Source organism: Nocardia sp. Root136 (genome assembly GCF_001427185.1).
GTDB lineage: Bacteria > Actinomycetota > Actinomycetes > Mycobacteriales > Mycobacteriaceae > Nocardia > Nocardia salmonicida.
The window spans coordinates 616,779-633,241 of the sequence record NZ_LMFE01000007.1; the positions used below are offsets into that span (position 1 = coordinate 616,779).

The following is a 16,463-nucleotide window of genomic DNA, read 5'->3' on the forward strand; positions in this document are numbered from 1 at the left end:
GGACGCGATCAGGAAATGGCGTTGATCGCGGTGGTCAGCTTGGTCTTGAACGCGTCGGGCAGCGGCACGTAGCCCGCCTCGGTCAGACCGTTCTGGCCGTTGGTGACGGCCGAGGTCAGGAAGGCCTTGACGGCCTTGCTGGTCTCGGCGTCGGCGTACTTGGAGCACACGACCTCGTAGGTGGCCATGACGATCGGGTACGAGCCCGCGACGGTCGGCTTGTAGAACGAGCTGGTGTCGAGGACCAGGTCGTTGCCCTCGCCCTTGACCTTCACGCCGTCGATGGCCTTGGCGGCCGACTCGGCCGACAGCTTGACCGGGTCCTTGCTCGCGGAGGTGACGATCTGCGCGATGGACAGGTTCTGCGCCTTGGCGAAGGACCACTCGTTGTAGGTGATCGAGTTCTTCGTGCTCTTGATGGCCGCCGAGGTGCCCTCGTTGCCCTTGGCGCCTTCACCGACGCCACCGTTGAAGGACTTGCCGCCGCCCTTGCCCCACGCGCCGTCCGAGGCCGCGTCGAGGTAGAGCTGGAAGTTGTCGGTGGTGCCCGACTCGTCGGAGCGGAAGATCACGGCGATCTTCTCCGAGGGGAGCTTGGCGTTCGGGTTGAGCGCCTTGATCTCGGGGGCATCCCAGGTGGCGACGGAGCCGTTGAACACCTTGGCGGCGGTCGGGCCGTCGAGCACCAGGTCGGTGACGCCGTCGACGTTGTAGGTCACCGCGATCGGGCCGAAGACGGTCGGCAGGTTCCACGCGGGGGCGCCACAACGCTCCGCGGCCTTGGCCGGCTCTTCCTTCTTGGAGCTCAGCGCCGAGTCGGAGCCGCCGAAATCGGTCTGGCCGCCGATGAACTCGTTGACGCCCGCGCCCGAGCCGCTCGAGGTGTAGTTCAGGGTGTAGCCGTCGCAGTTGTTCTCGTAGGCCGCGACGAAACGCTCCATGGCGTTCTTCTGCGAGGAAGCGCCCGACGCCTTGAGCGCCTTCTTGCCACCACAGGCAACGCTGGTGTTGGCGGCGTTGCTGCTGTCGCCACCGGCGCTGTTGTCATCACTGCCACAGGCGGCCAGGGTCATGGCGCCCACGGCGAAGACGCCGACCAGGGCACTGGTGCGCTTGAAGTTCACTTTTCCTCCGACAATGCTGGGTGTCTCACTCGGTCCCTCACCGGCCCGAGCGAGGCTGGGGGTGCAGGCGATCCCCGGAGGAATGCGCGCACCAGGCGACGACTGTGCCGCCCAGAAGTAACCTAGGGTCGCCCGGTTGACAGTGGGCCCGACGTGGGTTAACGGAAAATGAACAGCCCGGCGCGATCGATGCGGCGAATGTGACGTTAGCCCCAGTTTTACTCGCACGTACCCGGTCATCCGCGCAATATTCTCTTCGCGCACCAGAATTCACCTCGCGTGTGAGGCGAATCGCATCACGGCAGCGAGTACGCCACGTCGATATGGGCCGGGGCGAATCCGAGCTTGGAGTAGGTGTGCACCGCGGCCGTGTTGTCGGCTTCGGTATAGAGCAGGACTTCCGAGGATCCGGTCGCGCGCAGGTGCCGCAGACCGGCCAGGGTCAGCAGTCGGCCGAGGCCACGCCCTTGCGCGGCCGGGTCGACCCCGACCACGTACACCTCACCGGCGGGGGCGGCGTCGGGGTGCTGTTTGGTCCAGTGGAAACCGAGCAGGCGGCTCGGATCGGCGGCGTCGAAAGCCAGAAAGAGACCGGCCGGTTCGAACCAGGATTCCGCGCGTCGAGCGGCGATCTCACGCTCGGTCCAGCCGCCCTGTTCGGGATGCCAGGCGAAAGCCGCGTTGTTCACCCGCAGGATTTCGAGGTCGTCGACCTGGCCCGCGTAGGTACGCAGGATGAGGTCTTCGGGGACCTCCAGCTCGGGTAGCTCCGGGGTAGCCAGTGATCGGCGCATCTGCCACAGCTCGCGGGCGGTGCTCAGCCCGAGGCCGGTCGCCAGCGCCTTGGCCGCGGGCAGGTCGCCGTGCGCCCATACCCTGGCGCCCGCGCCACCTTCGGCCAGCGCGGCGCGCACCAGCTCCGTACCGATACCGGCGCCACGCGCGGTCGGGTCTACGGCGACCTCGGCCATTGCGGGGTGTTCGTCATGTGCCGCAACAAGATTCGCGTAGCCGACCAGCTCACCGGCGCGGACCGCGAGCACATGCCTGGTCGAGGGGTCGACTTCGGCGAGGGAGAGCACCGCCTGCTCGGAGACCGGGGCAACGCCGTCGACCTCAGCCGCGCGTTCGAGCAGTGCGCGCACCGTGTTCACGGTGCCGGGCTCGACCTGATCGGTCCAGGTCAGGGTTGCTGTGTCCGACATCGCGTCCTCTCGAAGCGTGGCACGGTCACCGTATTGCGCCGCGCCGACGAGCGCTACTGCGCGGAGCCGTTCACCGGGGCGAAGGAGTCGTCGCCGTCGATGTCCTCGTCGACGAAGGTCACCACCTCGCCCTTGGCGGCGGCTGTTCGAGCCGGGCGCACGGCCTTGTAGCCGACATTGCGCACGGTGCCGATCAGCGACTCGTACTCGGTGCCGAGCTTGGCGCGCAGGCGTCGCACGTGCACGTCGACGGTGCGGGTGCCACCGAAGAAGTCGTAGCCCCAGACCTCTTGCAGCAGTTGGGCACGGGTGAACACCCGGCCCGCGTGCTGAGCGAGATACTTGAGCAGCTCGAATTCCTTGTAGGTGAGGTCGAGCGGGCGACCACGCAGCCGCGCGGTGTAGGTGCCCTCGTCGATCACCAGCTCACCCAGGGTGATCTTGCCGGTGTTCTCCGGGCTGGCGACCCCGCCGTTGCGTCCGACCAGCAGCCGCAGGCGCGCATCGAGCTCGGCCGGGCCGGTGCCGGGCAACAGGATGTCGTCCAGGCCCCAGTCCGCGTTGACGGCCACCAGGCCGCCCTCGGTCAGGACCGCGACCACCGGCACCGAGGACCCGGTGCTGCCGAGCAGCCGGCACAGACCGCGCGCGGCGGCCAGGTCCGTTCTCGCGTCGACCAGCGCGACATCGGCACTACTCGCCTCCAGCAGGGACGACACCTCGGTCGGCGCGGGCCGGACGTTGTGCGCCAGTAGCGTCAACGACGGTAGGACCGCGTCGGGGTTGGGGTCGGAGGTCAGTAGGAGCAGCTCCATGGGGCTCTCCTCCTATCTCGTTGCTCCGCGGACGACAGCAGCCGCGTAGCTACGTCGCCGAAACACAGGTTAAGTCGTGTGCAACATTAGCGCCTCCGCAGCCACTACCTCGCAACACGGCGTCCGTTTTGTGTCCTTCGCTCTGGTCCTGGTCGCGGGCGGGGCCCGCGACCCGCGGCGCCAGCCGCTAGTGTCACATCATGCGCAAGCTGATCATCGGGCTTCTCTGCCTGGCCGGTTTGGCGGTGGTCATCGATTTCGGCGCCGCCGCCTATTCGGAGTACCACGTCTCCCGTCAACTGCGGGCAGGCGCGGATCTCTCGGCTGACCCGGAAGTGACGTTCCATGGATTTCCGTTCACGGCGCAGGCGATGAGCGGCCGCTACGACGACGTGACCATCCGCGCCCGCGGCGTGCGCCCCGACATCCCCGGCGAGGTCGGCATCGAGGCCAAGCTGCAGGGCTTGCACGCCCCTGCGAGCGAGTTGCTCGACGGCGCGGCGCGCAAGGTGCAGGTCGACCGGATCGACGCGTTGATGCGGTTCGAGCCCACCGAGCTCGGCAAACTCTTCGGCATCCCGGACCTGCAGGTTCACACTCCGCCCGCCGACAAGTCCGACGGCACAGGCGGCTCCGGCGGGTCAGGTATGACGACCGCGGGCGTCCTCGTCCTGAAGGGCACCCTGCCGACCACGGCGAACGGGCGCGTCCTCCCCGTCGGTGTCACCCCGTCCAGTTCCGCGACGCGCGTGCCGGTGCAGATCCAGGCCGACCTGTTGCTCGAGGGCGACAAGGTCCGCATCCAAGCGACCGGTTTCTACACCGACACCACCAGCACCGCCGACACGACTGCCGCGGTGACCACCGATTCGAAGATCCCCGAGACCGATCACGCCGCTGTCCTCGCTCGCTTCAGCCGTACGATCGATATCAAGGAGTTGCCGTTCGGTGTCGCACCGACCGAGGTGTCGGCGCTCGGCGGCCAGATCGTCGTCGAGGGTGTCGGCCGCAACGTCACCATCGACCTGGACCGATTGCAGCAACCATGATCGAGATCGTCATTCTGGCCGTCGTCATCGCGGCCGCCGTCGCGGTCGGCTTCGCGCTGTCGCGTAAGCAGGGGCAGGTTCGTCCCGCCTCCCTCGACCCCGAGACCCAACAGCGCGCGCTGCTGCTCGACGCCGCCGGTGTGACCGGCGAGGCCCCCGCGGTGCTGCATTTCTCCGCCGACTGGTGCGGCCCGTGTGACGCGGTCCGCCGGGTCGTGGCGGGCGTCACCGCCGAACTGGCGGAATCCCCGAATGCCCCGCGCGACATCGAGATCGATATCGATGCCGATCCCGCGCTCGCCCGCGAGCTCAATGTCCTCTCCCTGCCGACGACCTTCGTCTTCGACGCCGAGGGCAAGGAACGCTTCCGCATCTCCGGCGTCCCGAAGGCGGGCGACCTGCGTACCGCCCTCGAGCCCCTGACTGTGTGATCAAGCCCCATATCCAGGGGGGCCGAGACATTCTCCGGGGAGACCGGGTAAACTACTTCTCGTGCAAACCGACCACGAGCTGATGCTCACCCGACGCCGCACAGTTGACCTGTGTCGCCTCGGTGGTTGTTGCTGCCTGTGCTGCTGAACGATCGGCTCGTTCTCTCCCGAGATTTCTGACGTCGATCTATGCCCGCCGCGCGAGTGATCCTCTCGGATCCCCCGGCGAACAGGTAGATCCCCCTGGAAGTGCTCATCTGAAGCGCAGGAGTTCGCACAATGACCGATTCTGATTCCCTACCTCGCGTAGACGTCCGAGGGCCGCGTTTCGTGGCCTGGATCACCACCGGCGTCCTCGTCCTGGTGCTCCTCGTCAGCGCCTTCTCGACCACCGCCGCCGCGATCCTGATCGGCCTCCAGGCCGTCGTATTCGCGATCGGCGCGGCCGTCGGCCCTGCCAAGCACCCTTACGGCCGGATCTACGCCGCGTTCGTCGCGCCGCGTAACGGTCCGCCCACCGAGACCGAGCCCGTGCCGCCGCTGCGTTTCGCGCAAGCGCTCGGCTTCGTGTTCGCCGGTCTCTCCCTGCTGGGCTTCGCGCTCGGCTCCTCGATCGTCGGCGCGGTGTTCGCCGGCTTCGCCCTGTTCGCGGCGTTCTTGAACGCGGCGTTCGGGGTCTGCCTGGGTTGCCAGATCTATCCGCTGGTAGCTCGCTTCCGCCGGTCAGCTCCACACATCGGCGGAACTGGCCGCCCCTCCGTGGTTACGCAGGCTGCCTCCTCCGGGCCTGATGCCAACTCCGCCGCTCCGGCACCGAACTGACCCCCTTGCACGTCTCTGAAAGGAACAACATGGCTCGCTCCGATGTCCTGGTCTCCGTTGACTGGGCCGAAGAGAACCTCAACGCCCCCGGCGTCGTCTTCGTCGAGGTCGACGAGGACACCTCCGCCTACGAGGGTGGCCACATCGAAGGCGCCATCCGCCTGGACTGGAAGACCGACCTGCAGGATCAGGTCCGTCGCGACTTCGTGAACCAGGAGCAGTTCTCCGACCTGCTCTCGGCGCGTGGCATCGGCAACGATGACACCGTGGTGCTCTACGGCGGCAACAACAACTGGTTCGCGGCCTACGCCTACTGGTACTTCAAGCTCTACGGCCACAACGACGTCAAGCTGCTCGACGGCGGCCGTAAGAAGTGGGAGCTCGACGGTCGTCCGCTCTCGCGTGACGCGGTCTCGCGCCCGGCCACCCAGTACAAGGCCGCCGCTCCCGACCTGAGCATCCGCGCGTTCCGTGACGAGGTCATCGCGGCCATCGGCACCAAGAACCTGGTCGACGTGCGCAGCCCCGACGAGTTCTCGGGCAAGATCCTCGCCCCCGCGCACCTGCCGCAGGAGCAGAGCCAGCGTCCCGGCCACATCCCGGGCGCGATCAACGTGCCGTGGAGCAAGGCCGCGAACGAGGACGGCACCTTCCGCAGCGACGCCGACCTGGCCGAGCTGTACAAGGACGCGGGCCTGGACGGCGAGAAGGAAACCATCGCCTACTGCCGCATCGGCGAGCGTTCCTCGCACACCTGGTTCGTGCTGCAGGAGCTGCTCGGCCACCAGAACGTCAAGAACTACGACGGCAGCTGGACCGAATACGGTTCCCTCGTCGGAGCGCCTATCGAGTTGGGAGCGTAATCAATATGTGTGCAGCACCTACCCAGGGTCAGGCCATCCCGGCCGGCGTCGATGTGGAGAAGGAAACGGTCATCACCGGCCGTGTCCTGAGCACCGACGGCCAGCCCGTCGGCGGCGCGTTCGTGCGTCTGCTCGACGGCAACGGTGACTTCACCGCCGAGGTCGTCGCCTCCGGCACCGGTGATTTCCGCTTCTTCGCCGCGCCGGGTTCGTGGACCCTGCGCGCGCTGTCCTCGTCGGGCAACGGCTCCGCCGAGATCAGCCCCGAGGGCGCGGGCATCCACGCCGTGGATGTCGCGGTCGCGAAGTAAGAAGCTCACAACGGCCCTGGTAGTTCCTGTGCGGGAACTACCAGGGCCGTTTTCGTATCCGTTGCCGGGAGTAGCTAGACTCCGATTGTGGTCATTTTCTTCGAGGTACTCCTTGTTGCCGTGTCGATTCTCATCGGCTGGTTCGGCCTTTACGTCCTCTACCGCCTCTTCACCGAGTCATGAGCGGGCTCGCTGGCGAAGGTAACGAACCGGCCGAGCGAGCGAGCAACGAGCAAGGCGCTCCGGCCGAGCGTCGTAGTGGCGACGAGGCAGTGAATGTCGCGGCTGAACGGGCCAAAGAGACCGGCGCCCGAAACATTTCGGTGCTGCCTGGTCTTCCGCTGCCCGAGGACACGGCCAATCTGCGCCTCGGCCCCGATCTGAACCACGCCATGCTCGCCCTGCTGCCGCTGGTCGGCGTGTGGCGCGGCGAGGGCGAAGGCAACCACCCCGCCGAGGGCGACTACCGGTTCGGCCAGCAGATCATCGTCTCCCACGACGGCGGCGACTACCTGGCCTGGGAATCGCAGACCTGGAAACTCGACGCCGAGGGCAAATACACCGGCCCCGACCTGCGCGAGAGCGGCTACTGGCGGGTCGGCGGCGAGGGCGCCGACGAGATGCTCGAACTCCTGCTCACCCACAGCAACGGCGTCATCGAGCTGTACTACGGCCAGGCCCGCAACCATGCCTCCTGGGAGCTCGCGACCGACGTCTCCATCCGCAGCACCTCCGGCGTGGTGGTCGGCGGCGCGAAGCGCCTCTACGGCATCGTCGAGAACGGCGACCTCGCCTACGTGGAAGAACGCGTAGACCCCGACGGCGCTCTCGTCCCCCGCCTGTCGGCACGGCTGGTCCGCTACATCGGCTGAGATTCAGTTTTCGTTCTGACATGGAGCGACCCCCGAGCCGTTCCGCCACGTTCTCTGAACGCGGTGGTCCCGGTTGGATCGTCCGGGGGCTCGGGGGTCGGGTGACTGCCTGGGATTCGCTCAGCGCACCGCTGGGGAATCTCCCGCAGTGGAGCTGCTAGCGGGCAGCCACCTCACGCATCCGATGAACATACATTCTTCAGACCACCTCCTCTCTTGTGTACTGATGAATTTAGCCGCGCTCGGCGCGGTCGGCAATGGAATTAATTGTGATGCTGACCTGGGTGTATGCGTCAGGTCGCCGAGGATGTCGCGGCACGGGGATGTTCGATGTGGCAGGTGCCGGTCGCATCGACGGTGACGACGGTGTCGGCTCCGTGCCCACGCGGAAGTTGGTGGGTGACAACGACGACGGTGCGATCGGGGCCGACGAGACCGCTGTCCGCATCGAGGAGCTCGCGCAGGAGTTGATCGCCTTCGGCGGCGGCCAGGTGTTCGGTCGGCTCGTCGAGGAGCAGCGTGTGCGCGGGGGCGACGAGGGCGCGGGCCAGCAGGATGCGGCGGCGTTGTCCACCGGATACGGCGGCCGCACCCGCGGTGAGCGAGGTATGCAGACCGTCCGGCAGCGAATCGAGCCACGGGCCGAGACCGACTGTGCGCATCGCGCTTTCGGCCTCGTCGAGGGTGAGGTCACCGCGCGCCACTCGCAGGTTCTCCAGAATCGAGGTGCCGAACAGGTGCGCGTCCTCCGCGAAGAACGTGACCCCGTCCCGAGGCGCATCGAACAGGCCGGCCCACGCCATCAGCAGCGTCGTCTTCCCCGCCCCACTCGGTCCGACAACGACCACCCGCGCCCCAGTCGGCATCGGGATCCGCCTGGCCGTGGCCACCGGTCCCTCGTCAGCGACCACCGACCGCGCGCGTTCTCGAATCCCCACAACTCCCCGGTCGACGTCAGCCGGAGCAGCCTCGACCGCTGCCCACTCGCGGCGCTCACTCTCGGCGCCGCCAGTGCCGTGGGTTCCTACCGAGATGCCGCGGAGGCGATGCAGGGCCGCACGGGAAGTGGTGAGGGTGGTCGCGGCGGCGGGAAGCGCACCCACGGCTTCGAAGGCGGACAGCGGGACCAGCACCAGGATCGTCAAAGCCATCGGGGTCATGCCGCCAGGGAGCCCGCCGGTCGGCCCGTAGGCGGCGATGCCGACCAGCAGCGCACCGAACGCGCTGACCCCGATCGACAGCGGAGTGGCCGCGGCCGCCCACGCGCTCCGCGAGGCAGCCGAATCCTCGGCGATCACCGCACGCTGAGAAGCCTTGTCCGCCACCGCGAGGGCCGCATCCAGCCGCCCCGCGACACGGAGCTCGGCAGCATGATCGAGCACGGTGAGCCCCTCGGCGGTGAACTCGGCCCGATCGACCCGCACCGCCCGCTCGGCCTCTCGCGCGGCCACCGCCGACATCCACGGCGCGAGAATCCCCGAAACCCCCAGCGCGACAGCAAGGATCACCGCCGCCAACGGCGAGATCGTCGCGATCAGCCCCACGGCGGCCAGCGACAACACCACGGCGACGGCCACCGGCACCAGCACCCGAACAACCACCGCCCCGAGATCGTCGATATCAGCACCGATCCGGACGAGCACATCCCCGCGCCGCACCACACGACCCGAGCCCGATGGCAGGTCAGCGCGGCTCCGGTCTCGCCACCACCAGACGTCCGACTGTGCCAACGTGCGATACACCGAGGTCCGGGCCGTTGTCATCGCCCGCAGCGCCACATCGTGGGTGGCCAGTCGCTCCAGATACCGGCACACACCTCGCGAGATACCGAGCGCCCGCACCGCGACCACCGCGACGCTCAGATCCAGCACCGGCGGCATCTGCCAGGCCCGCGCGATCAACCACGCGGCGAGCGCGGCCAACCCGAGCCCACTGCCCAACGCCGCCACGCCCCAGGCGATCGCCACCGCGACCCGCGCGGGCGACAACGCGAGCAGCCGCCACATCTCCCGCAGATCGCCGATCATGAGACCTCCACTCCGTACACGCGACCGGCCGACTCCCCGGCGGTACCCACCTCGCGACGTGGCTGCGAGTCGGCGCCAGACGGGGGTTCGCTCGCTGCCACAGGATCTGAGGCGTCGACCGTGCGGGCAGAAGTCGGCCGGATGGTATCGGTGCCAGGTGCGGAGTTGCTCGTAGCCACCGAATCCGGCGCGACGACGGAAGGCGTGTGCCCCGCGACGACCTCGATCACCACATCGCCCGCTGCCAGCACGGTCGGACGGTGGGCGACGACCACGACGGTCGCGCCGGCGGCGGCGTATTCGCGCAGGGTGGTGAGCACGCGCTGCTCGCTCTCGGGGTCGAGATGGGCGGTGGGTTCGTCGAGGAGCAGGATCGGGCGGTGGGCGGCCAGAACGCGGGTGAGGGCGAGGCGTTGGCGTTGGCCGAGGGACAGGCCGGTGCCGTTCTGACCGACGACGGTGTTCCAGCCGTCGGGGAGCTCGGCCAGCACGGTCTCGAATCCCGTTGCGGCACTGACGGCTCGAAGATCATCGACGGTCGGGTCCGGGATGGCCCCGAGCAACTCGACATTCTCGCGCAAGGTACCGGGAACCAGCACCGGCCGCTGTGGCAACCAGGCGATCCGACTCCACCAACTGTCGAGGTCGAGTTCACGAACATCGGTGCCGTCGACGAAGACCGCGCCTTCATCGGGTGCGATCAGCCCCAGAATCGCTTGCACCGTGGTGGATTTCCCGCACCCGTTCGGCCCGGTCAAGACGGTCACCAGTCCGGGCTCGAGCACGGCCGTCAGTTGATCGGGCGCGGTGCCCGCTCTGGTGGCAACACTCAATCCGCGCAAGGTGATTCGCGCGGGCCCATCACCCGCATCGGCACCTGAACGCGTTGGGGCACCGTCGCCCGTTCCCTTCGATCCCGAATCCCCACTGCTCCCGCCACGGCCAGACCCCCCACCCTCCCCGCGCGCTGCCCCCGCGCCGGATGCGACGACATCACCCCACGCGGCGCGCCGGGACACGGGTTCGATCCGCCGGCGCGCATCCGGTTCGAGCACCGCGAAAGCCCGGTCAGCTGCGGCCATTCCGTCCTGCGCCGCATGGAACTTCTCCCCCACCTGCCGCAGCGGCCAGTACACCTCCGGCGCGAGAATCAACGCCACCAGCCCGCTGTACAACGCCATCTCCCCGAACACCAACCGCAGCCCGATCGCCACCGCGATCAGCGCGACACTCAGCGTCGCGAGACTTTCCAGCACCATCGAGGACAGGAAGGCGATCCGCAGCGCGCGCATGGTCCGCTGTCGCAGCGAATCGCCGAGGGCCTGCACCTGATTCACCATCGAAGGACCGTCCGCCCCCTCGCGGCCGAGGGCGCGCAGGGTGGGCATGCCCGCGAAAAGGTCCAGAATCTGGTCCGACAACCGGGTGGTCGCCGCCAGCGTCGCCTCGGCTCGCCCCTGGGTGAGCAGCCCGATCAGCACCATGAACACCGGGATCAACGGCACGGTGATCACCGCGATCAACGCCGAGGTCGGATCGTGCAGGGCGATGACCACCAACACCACCGGCGGCACCAGACAGGCCAGCAACAGCGCGGGCAGATAACCGGTGAACCACCCACGCAACCCGCTGAGACCGTTGCCGACGACGACCGCGATCTCCGTTCGCCGCACGTCCAGCTCCCGCGGCGGCAGTTCGGCGCCTGCCCGCAGCACCGCCGTCTCCAGCTCCGCGACCACCGCGCTGCCTGCTCGATGAGCCAGCCGCGCCTGCCACCAACTCGCCAGCCCCCGCACCGCGACGGCTGCCGCGAGTACAGCCAATTCCGTGGTCCACGCACCGAACTCACGCTTGCTCGGATCCGTGATGACCCCGGCGAGCACTCGTCCCAACACGATGGCGATCACCACGATCGTCGCCGTGATCACCAACGCCAGCGCGACAGCGATCACCAGATGCGGCCGCGCCGACCGCGCGTACCGCCACAGCCGCGGATCCACCGGTCCGCGCCTCGACCGTGTCGGCGTCCCCTCGCCCGGCCCCGGTCCATCCTGCGACAAGCTCTCCGACACCACAGCGTCCGACCTTTCGCGAGCGACACTTTCCCGAGGCAGGGCCGACGCCATCGGTCAGCCCTTACCGCTGCGCGGCAAACCCACCGGCGGCGGAATCTGTTCGACCCGAATCCGCTGCCGGAATACCCAATAGGTCCATCCCTGATAAATCAGCACCACCGGCGTCGCGATCACCGCCGCCCAGCTCATCACCTTCAACGTATACGGCGTCGACGACGCGTTGTAGATGGTGAGGTCGTAGAGCGGGCTGATGGTCGAGGGCAGCACATTCGGAAACATCGACCCGACGATCAACACCGTCACCGAGACAACGGTAAGTGTCGTGCCGACAAAGGCCCATCCATCACGTCCCGCGATATTCGTCACCGCGGCGAGCACGAGTCCGAGCACAGCAGTCACCAGAACGATCCAGGTCCACCCGGCGCCGTAGGCGAGCTGAGTCCACAATCCGAATCCGCCGACCACTACCACGGTGGGAATCAGCAGCGACTTGGCAATCCGCACAGCGTCGGTCCGAACCTCACCGGCGGTCTTGAGCATCAGGAACACCGCACCGTGCAGCGCGAACAGCACAGCGGTAGTCAACCCACCGAGCAACGCGTACGGGCTGAGCAGATCCCCCACCGATCCGACCATCTGCTTCTCCGCGTTCAACGGCACGCCACGCACCATATTCGCGAACACCCAGCCCCAGGCCAGCGCCGGAATCCACGACCCGATACCGATCCCGATATCGCACCAGGCCCGCCATCGCGGATCATTGATCTTGCCCCGGTATTCGATCGCGCACACCCGCAGGATCAACGCGACCAGCAGGAGCAGCAGCGCCAGATAGAACCCCGAGAACATGCTGGCGTACCACTCGGGAAACGCCGCGAACAGCGCACCGGCCGCGGTGATCAGCCACACCTCGTTGCCGTCCCAGACCGGCCCGATCGTATTGAGCACCACGCGCCTGCGCGTATCGGACCCCTTACCGAGAATCGGCATCAACATGCCCACCCCGAAGTCGAATCCCTCCAGCACGAAGTAGCCGGTGAACAGCACGCCGATCAAGAGGAACCAGAACTGTTGCAGACCCATCGTCGGCTCCTAGTACGCGAAGGAAAGTTGGGGAGTATCCGAGTCGGTCGAACTCTCGGCGTGCGTCTGTGTGTCCGGCCCCGCCACGACATACCGGCGCATCAGGTAGAACCACACCAGCGCGAGCGCACCGTAGAGCAGGGTGAACACGACCAGCGAGAACAGCACGGTCGTGGCATCGTGTTCGGAGACCGCCTGCTGCACCGTCATTCGAATGTTCGGGTCGCCGGTCGGATTGGGCGCCACCGCCCACGGCTGACGCCCCATCTCGGTGAATACCCACCCGGCGGCATTGGCCAGGAACGGCGTGGGGATCGCGAGCAGGCTCAGCCAGGAGAACCATCGCTGATTCGGCACCCGGCCACCGCGCGTCATCCAGAACCCGGCCAACAGCAGCAGCACCGACCCACCTGCCAGCCCGATCATGGCGCGGAAGGACCAGTAGGTGACGAACAGGTTGGGCCGGTAGTCGCCGGGCCCGTAGGCGACGTTGTAGGTCTTCTGTAGATCGACCACACCGTCGAGCGTCACCCCACTGAACTCACCCTTGGCGAGGTAGGGCAGTACGTAGGGCACCTCGAGCACGTGGATCACGCTGTCGCAATTGTTGTGTGTGCCCACGGTGAGAACGGAGAAGTCGGGATCGGTCGCCGTGTGGCACAACGATTCCGCCGATGCCATCTTCATCGGCTGCTGCTCGAACATCAGCTTGCCCTGAATATCACCGGTGAAGATCAAGGCGACGCCGGAGAGCGCGACCACCACGAGGGCGAACCGCCCTACCGGCCGCCACATTGTTTGCGCCTCTTCGAGTTTCGCCGGATCGGCACTGCGCGCGTGCCGCACCATCCACCAACCCGCGATGCCCGCCACGAATGTTCCCGCAGTGAGAAAGGCGCCCGCCACCACATGCGGAAACGCGGCCAGGGCCGTGTTGTTGGTCAACAGCGCCCAAATACTTTCCAGCTCAGCACGTCCGGTCTCCGGGTTGTACCGAGCGCCCACCGGATGCTGCATGAACGAATTGGCCGCGATGATGAAGAAGGCCGAAGCGTTCACCCCGATGGCAACGATCCAGATCGTCGCCAGATGCACCAGTCGAGGCAGCCGGGTCCACCCGAAGATCCACAACCCGATGAATGTCGACTCCATGAAGAAGGCGATCAGCGCTTCCAACGCCAGTGGCGCACCGAAGACGTCGCCGATGAAGCGGGAGTATTCGCTCCAGTTCATTCCGAACTGGAATTCCTGCACGATGCCCGTCGCGACCCCGAGGGCGAAGTTGATCAGGAACAGCTTGCCGAAGAATTTGGTGAGCCGGTACCAGCGCTCGTTGCCCGTGACCACCCAGGCGGTCTGCATCATCGCGATCAGCGGAGCAAGTCCGATGGTCAGCGGGACGAACAGAAAGTGGTAGACGGTCGTGATCCCGAACTGCCACCGGGAGACATCAAGGGTGTCCATCCGACCTCCACCGATCTACTACGACAACTTGTAGTAGAGCGTACGCCGGGATTCACCCTGTTCGAGCGTGACAACCGCCACGGCACGCGGAAACCGTTCCCGCAGGGGCACGCCCACCCGTGCCCCACACAGGGATCACCAGTCCCCGATGGTCCCCGGCCGTTCGATGCCGAGATCGACCATGTCGATGATCTCCTGGGCATTGTCGGGCGCCGACATGCGTACGCCGTCGAGCTGGTTCACTCGCGCGGCAAGGGTGATGCTCGACAGCAGCCAGATGCTGTCACAGTCGAAGAGGTCCGCGGTGAACAGCGTCTGGTACTTGCACTCCCACCCGGCCTTCTCCGCCACGTTGAACAGCGCACGCTGGGTGACGCCGGGCAGCACGCCGCTCTTGGCGGGCACGGTGATCAGTTGCTTGCCGCGGGCGATCACCACCGACGAGCGCGGCCCCTCGAGGACCTTGTGTTCGGTGCTGTGGAAGATCACGTCCTCGGCGCCCATGCGCCGCGCGAACCGCAGCGCGGCCATATTGGTCGCGTACGACAGCGTCTTCGCGCCGAGCAGCTGCCACGGCGCCGCCTGCGCGAGGTCGACCGAGATGCCGCGCGCCAGCGACATCACCTTCACGCCCTCGGCGCGCGCCGTCTCGACCCGCGCGGGCACCGGGGAGACGAGCACATACGCGGTGGGCTGCGGGTCCTCCGGCGCCAGTTCCGAGCGCGGTGCGTCGAATTCCGAGTCGCGACCGCGCGTGTAGATCAGCCGCAACATTCCTTCCTCTTCCGATCCCCATTCCTTCACAGCCAGCTCTACCGCGGTGCGCCATCTCGACAGTCCCGGCTCCGGTAGTTCCAGTGCCTGCGCTGAACGACGCAGCCGCGCCAGGTGGAATTCCAGCGCGGTGGCCGTGCCGCCGCGCACCAAAATCGTTTCGAATACTCCATCGCCGCGAAGGGCGCCGATGTCGTCGGCATAAAGCGACGGCACGTTCGCGTCAGCGACCGTCCCGTCGAGTGTCACAAGAACCCGTTCTCCCATGCGCCGAGCGTAGGCGTTATCGCTCTGTTATGCCTATGGCTGCATCGAATCGAGCTCGCGACGCGCGTCGCGTCGAAGCACCGATGTCGGTCAGAGGCGAGGTCCAGTGGACGACACCGGATCGCCTGCAAAGCCCAAGTGCGGCGCGTGTCGGCAGACGCGCCTACAGTGGGTGTCGTGTCACAGGTCGTCGTCCCCAGTCCTGTTCTCCATACGCCGGGTGCCGTCGCGGGTGCTCCCGACACTCCGGACGCCGCGGTCGCCTGGCATTACGGTGACCCGTTCGGCGAGCAGAAGGCTGCCGCGCAGCAGGTCGCGGTCGTGGACCGCTCCCACCGCAGCCTCGCCAAGATCACCGGCGCCGAGCGCCTGAGCTGGCTGCACACCATCACCAGTCAGCACATCGCCGCGCTGCCCGACGCGCACAGCGCCGAGACTCTCGACCTCGATCTCAACGGCCGGGTCCTCAATCACTTCGTCGTCACCGACCTCGACGGCACCCTGTGGCTCGATACCGAGGCCGACCGCGGCGCCGAGCTGCTGGCGTTCCTGAAGAAGATGGTCTTCTGGGCCGATGCCAAGCCGGAGGACGCGCCGGATCACGCCGTGCTGAGCCTGCTGGGCCCGCGAGTGGACACGCTGCTCGACACGCTCGGCATCGCGCAGCTGCCAGACATCTACGTGGCCGCGGCTCTGCCCGGTGGTGGATTCCTGCGGCGGATGCCGGACTCCTTCGATCTGATCGTGCCCCGCGCCGAGCTCTCGGCGTGGTGGACCAGGCTCACCGAGGCGGGAGCCGCTCCGGCGGGCATGTGGGCCTACGAGGCGCTGCGCGTGGCCGCGCTGAGGCCGCGCATCGGCGTCGACACCGACGAACGCACCATCCCGCACGAGGCCCGCTGGATCGGCGGCATCGACGAGCACGGGGCCGTCCATCTCAACAAGGGGTGCTACCGCGGCCAGGAAACCGTGGCCAGGGTCCACAACCTCGGCAAGCCCCCGCGCAATCTCGTGCTGCTGCACCTCGACGGCTCGGCCGACGAGCGCCCGGCGACCGGTGACGACGTGACAGCGGCCGGCCGCACCGTCGGCCGCCTCGGCACCGTCGTCGACCACTACGAACTCGGCCCGATCGCCCTGGCTCTGATCAAACGTTCGGTCCCCGCGGGCACCGAACTGGTGGTCGGCAGCATGGCCGCGGCCATCGACCCCGACTCGATTCCCGCCGACGACACCGAGCAGGCGGGGCGCGCCGCCGTCAACCGGTTGCGCGGGCGATGA

General features: G+C 67.4%; 15 protein-coding genes. 7 read left to right on the forward strand and 8 right to left on the reverse strand.

Annotated elements, in window-relative coordinates:
• Positions 1-8 precede the first annotated feature (8 nt).
• From pstS to ASD42_RS19830, 3 genes are all read right to left on the reverse strand, one after another.
• Entirely contained in the window at positions 9-1,124 is a 1,116-nt protein-coding gene (gene pstS, locus ASD42_RS19820; protein ID WP_156677509.1) for a phosphate ABC transporter substrate-binding protein PstS, read from the reverse strand.
• Positions 1,125-1,420: 296 nt separating this feature from the next.
• On the reverse strand, positions 1,421-2,329 hold the full coding sequence (gene mshD, locus ASD42_RS19825; RefSeq protein WP_056818718.1) for a mycothiol synthase: 909 nt from the start codon (positions 2,327-2,329) through the stop codon (positions 1,421-1,423).
• A 53-nt stretch (positions 2,330-2,382) separates the two neighbouring features.
• Positions 2,383-3,144, reverse strand: coding sequence for a winged helix-turn-helix transcriptional regulator (locus ASD42_RS19830; RefSeq protein ID WP_056818720.1), 762 nt, complete (start codon positions 3,142-3,144; stop codon positions 2,383-2,385).
• Between the two features lie 200 nt (positions 3,145-3,344).
• On the opposite strand from ASD42_RS19830, the gene ASD42_RS19835 reads away from it, so the two are divergent.
• The 6 genes from ASD42_RS19835 to ASD42_RS19860 all read left to right on the forward strand — a co-directional run bounded on the left by ASD42_RS19835 (position 3,345) and on the right by ASD42_RS19860 (position 7,492).
• The gene (locus tag ASD42_RS19835) at positions 3,345-4,193 is read left to right on the forward strand and encodes an LmeA family phospholipid-binding protein (RefSeq protein ID WP_056818722.1); all 849 of its coding nucleotides are present in this window, start codon (positions 3,345-3,347) and stop codon (positions 4,191-4,193) included.
• Positions 4,190-4,624: a thioredoxin family protein gene (locus tag ASD42_RS19840; RefSeq protein ID WP_056818723.1), complete on the forward strand. Its 435-nt coding sequence runs from the start codon at positions 4,190-4,192 to the stop codon at positions 4,622-4,624. The genes ASD42_RS19835 and ASD42_RS19840 overlap by 4 nt, the downstream gene beginning before the upstream one ends.
• A gap of 279 nt (positions 4,625-4,903) precedes the next feature.
• Positions 4,904-5,446, forward strand: a complete 543-nt coding sequence (locus ASD42_RS19845) for a DUF4395 domain-containing protein (RefSeq protein WP_235569712.1) — start codon at positions 4,904-4,906, stop codon at positions 5,444-5,446.
• A gap of 29 nt (positions 5,447-5,475) precedes the next feature.
• Positions 5,476-6,309, forward strand: coding sequence for a sulfurtransferase (locus ASD42_RS19850; protein ID WP_056818725.1), 834 nt, complete (start codon positions 5,476-5,478; stop codon positions 6,307-6,309).
• Positions 6,310-6,314: 5 nt separating this feature from the next.
• The gene (locus ASD42_RS19855; RefSeq protein WP_056818727.1) at positions 6,315-6,620 is read left to right on the forward strand and encodes a DUF1416 domain-containing protein; all 306 of its coding nucleotides are present in this window, start codon (positions 6,315-6,317) and stop codon (positions 6,618-6,620) included.
• 179 nt (positions 6,621-6,799) lie between these two features.
• Positions 6,800-7,492 (forward strand): FABP family protein, encoded by a 693-nt coding sequence (locus ASD42_RS19860; protein WP_056818730.1) that lies wholly within the window; start codon positions 6,800-6,802, stop codon positions 7,490-7,492.
• A 293-nt stretch (positions 7,493-7,785) separates the two neighbouring features.
• Here the strand turns inward: ASD42_RS19860 and cydC are convergent, their stop codons facing one another.
• The 5 genes from cydC to ASD42_RS19885 all read right to left on the reverse strand — a co-directional run bounded on the left by cydC (position 7,786) and on the right by ASD42_RS19885 (position 15,182).
• The gene (cydC, locus tag ASD42_RS19865; RefSeq protein ID WP_156677510.1) at positions 7,786-9,519 is read right to left on the reverse strand and encodes a thiol reductant ABC exporter subunit CydC; all 1,734 of its coding nucleotides are present in this window, start codon (positions 9,517-9,519) and stop codon (positions 7,786-7,788) included.
• A complete protein-coding gene (gene cydD, locus ASD42_RS19870) occupies positions 9,516-11,519 on the reverse strand; it encodes a thiol reductant ABC exporter subunit CydD (protein WP_063893678.1) in 2,004 nt (667 codons plus the stop codon). Before cydD ends, cydC begins: the two co-directional genes overlap by 4 nt.
• A gap of 129 nt (positions 11,520-11,648) precedes the next feature.
• The gene (gene cydB, locus ASD42_RS19875; protein WP_056818732.1) at positions 11,649-12,677 is read right to left on the reverse strand and encodes a cytochrome d ubiquinol oxidase subunit II; all 1,029 of its coding nucleotides are present in this window, start codon (positions 12,675-12,677) and stop codon (positions 11,649-11,651) included.
• 9 nt (positions 12,678-12,686) lie between these two features.
• Complete coding sequence (locus tag ASD42_RS19880; protein ID WP_056818734.1) at positions 12,687-14,141, reverse strand: cytochrome ubiquinol oxidase subunit I; 1,455 nt, start codon at positions 14,139-14,141, stop codon at positions 12,687-12,689.
• A 135-nt stretch (positions 14,142-14,276) separates the two neighbouring features.
• Positions 14,277-15,182, reverse strand: a complete 906-nt coding sequence (locus tag ASD42_RS19885) for an aminodeoxychorismate lyase (protein ID WP_056818736.1) — start codon at positions 15,180-15,182, stop codon at positions 14,277-14,279.
• Positions 15,183-15,359: 177 nt separating this feature from the next.
• Between ASD42_RS19885 and ygfZ the strand changes: the two genes are divergently transcribed.
• Complete coding sequence (ygfZ, locus tag ASD42_RS19890; RefSeq protein WP_084787227.1) at positions 15,360-16,463, forward strand: CAF17-like 4Fe-4S cluster assembly/insertion protein YgfZ; 1,104 nt, start codon at positions 15,360-15,362, stop codon at positions 16,461-16,463.

What these genes read in the sequence shown, in the direction of transcription:
- mshD (WP_056818718.1), bottom strand. Translation starts at nt 2,329, where the DNA reads ATGTCGGACACAGCAACCCTGACCTGGACCGATCAGGTCGAGCCCGGC.
- ASD42_RS19830 (WP_056818720.1), bottom strand. Translation starts at nt 3,144, where the DNA reads ATGGAGCTGCTCCTACTGACCTCCGACCCCAACCCCGACGCGGTCCTA.
- ASD42_RS19835 (WP_056818722.1), top strand. Translation starts at nt 3,345, where the DNA reads ATGCGCAAGCTGATCATCGGGCTTCTCTGCCTGGCCGGTTTGGCGGTG.
- ASD42_RS19840 (WP_056818723.1), top strand. Translation starts at nt 4,190, where the DNA reads ATGATCGAGATCGTCATTCTGGCCGTCGTCATCGCGGCCGCCGTCGCG.
- ASD42_RS19845 (WP_235569712.1), top strand. Translation starts at nt 4,904, where the DNA reads ATGACCGATTCTGATTCCCTACCTCGCGTAGACGTCCGAGGGCCGCGT.
- ASD42_RS19850 (WP_056818725.1), top strand. Translation starts at nt 5,476, where the DNA reads ATGGCTCGCTCCGATGTCCTGGTCTCCGTTGACTGGGCCGAAGAGAAC.
- ASD42_RS19855 (WP_056818727.1), top strand. Translation starts at nt 6,315, where the DNA reads ATGTGTGCAGCACCTACCCAGGGTCAGGCCATCCCGGCCGGCGTCGAT.
- ASD42_RS19860 (WP_056818730.1), top strand. Translation starts at nt 6,800, where the DNA reads ATGAGCGGGCTCGCTGGCGAAGGTAACGAACCGGCCGAGCGAGCGAGC.
- cydC (WP_156677510.1), bottom strand. Translation starts at nt 9,519, where the DNA reads ATGATCGGCGATCTGCGGGAGATGTGGCGGCTGCTCGCGTTGTCGCCC.
- cydB (WP_056818732.1), bottom strand. Translation starts at nt 12,677, where the DNA reads ATGGGTCTGCAACAGTTCTGGTTCCTCTTGATCGGCGTGCTGTTCACC.
- ASD42_RS19880 (WP_056818734.1), bottom strand. Translation starts at nt 14,141, where the DNA reads ATGGACACCCTTGATGTCTCCCGGTGGCAGTTCGGGATCACGACCGTC.
- ASD42_RS19885 (WP_056818736.1), bottom strand. Translation starts at nt 15,182, where the DNA reads ATGGGAGAACGGGTTCTTGTGACACTCGACGGGACGGTCGCTGACGCG.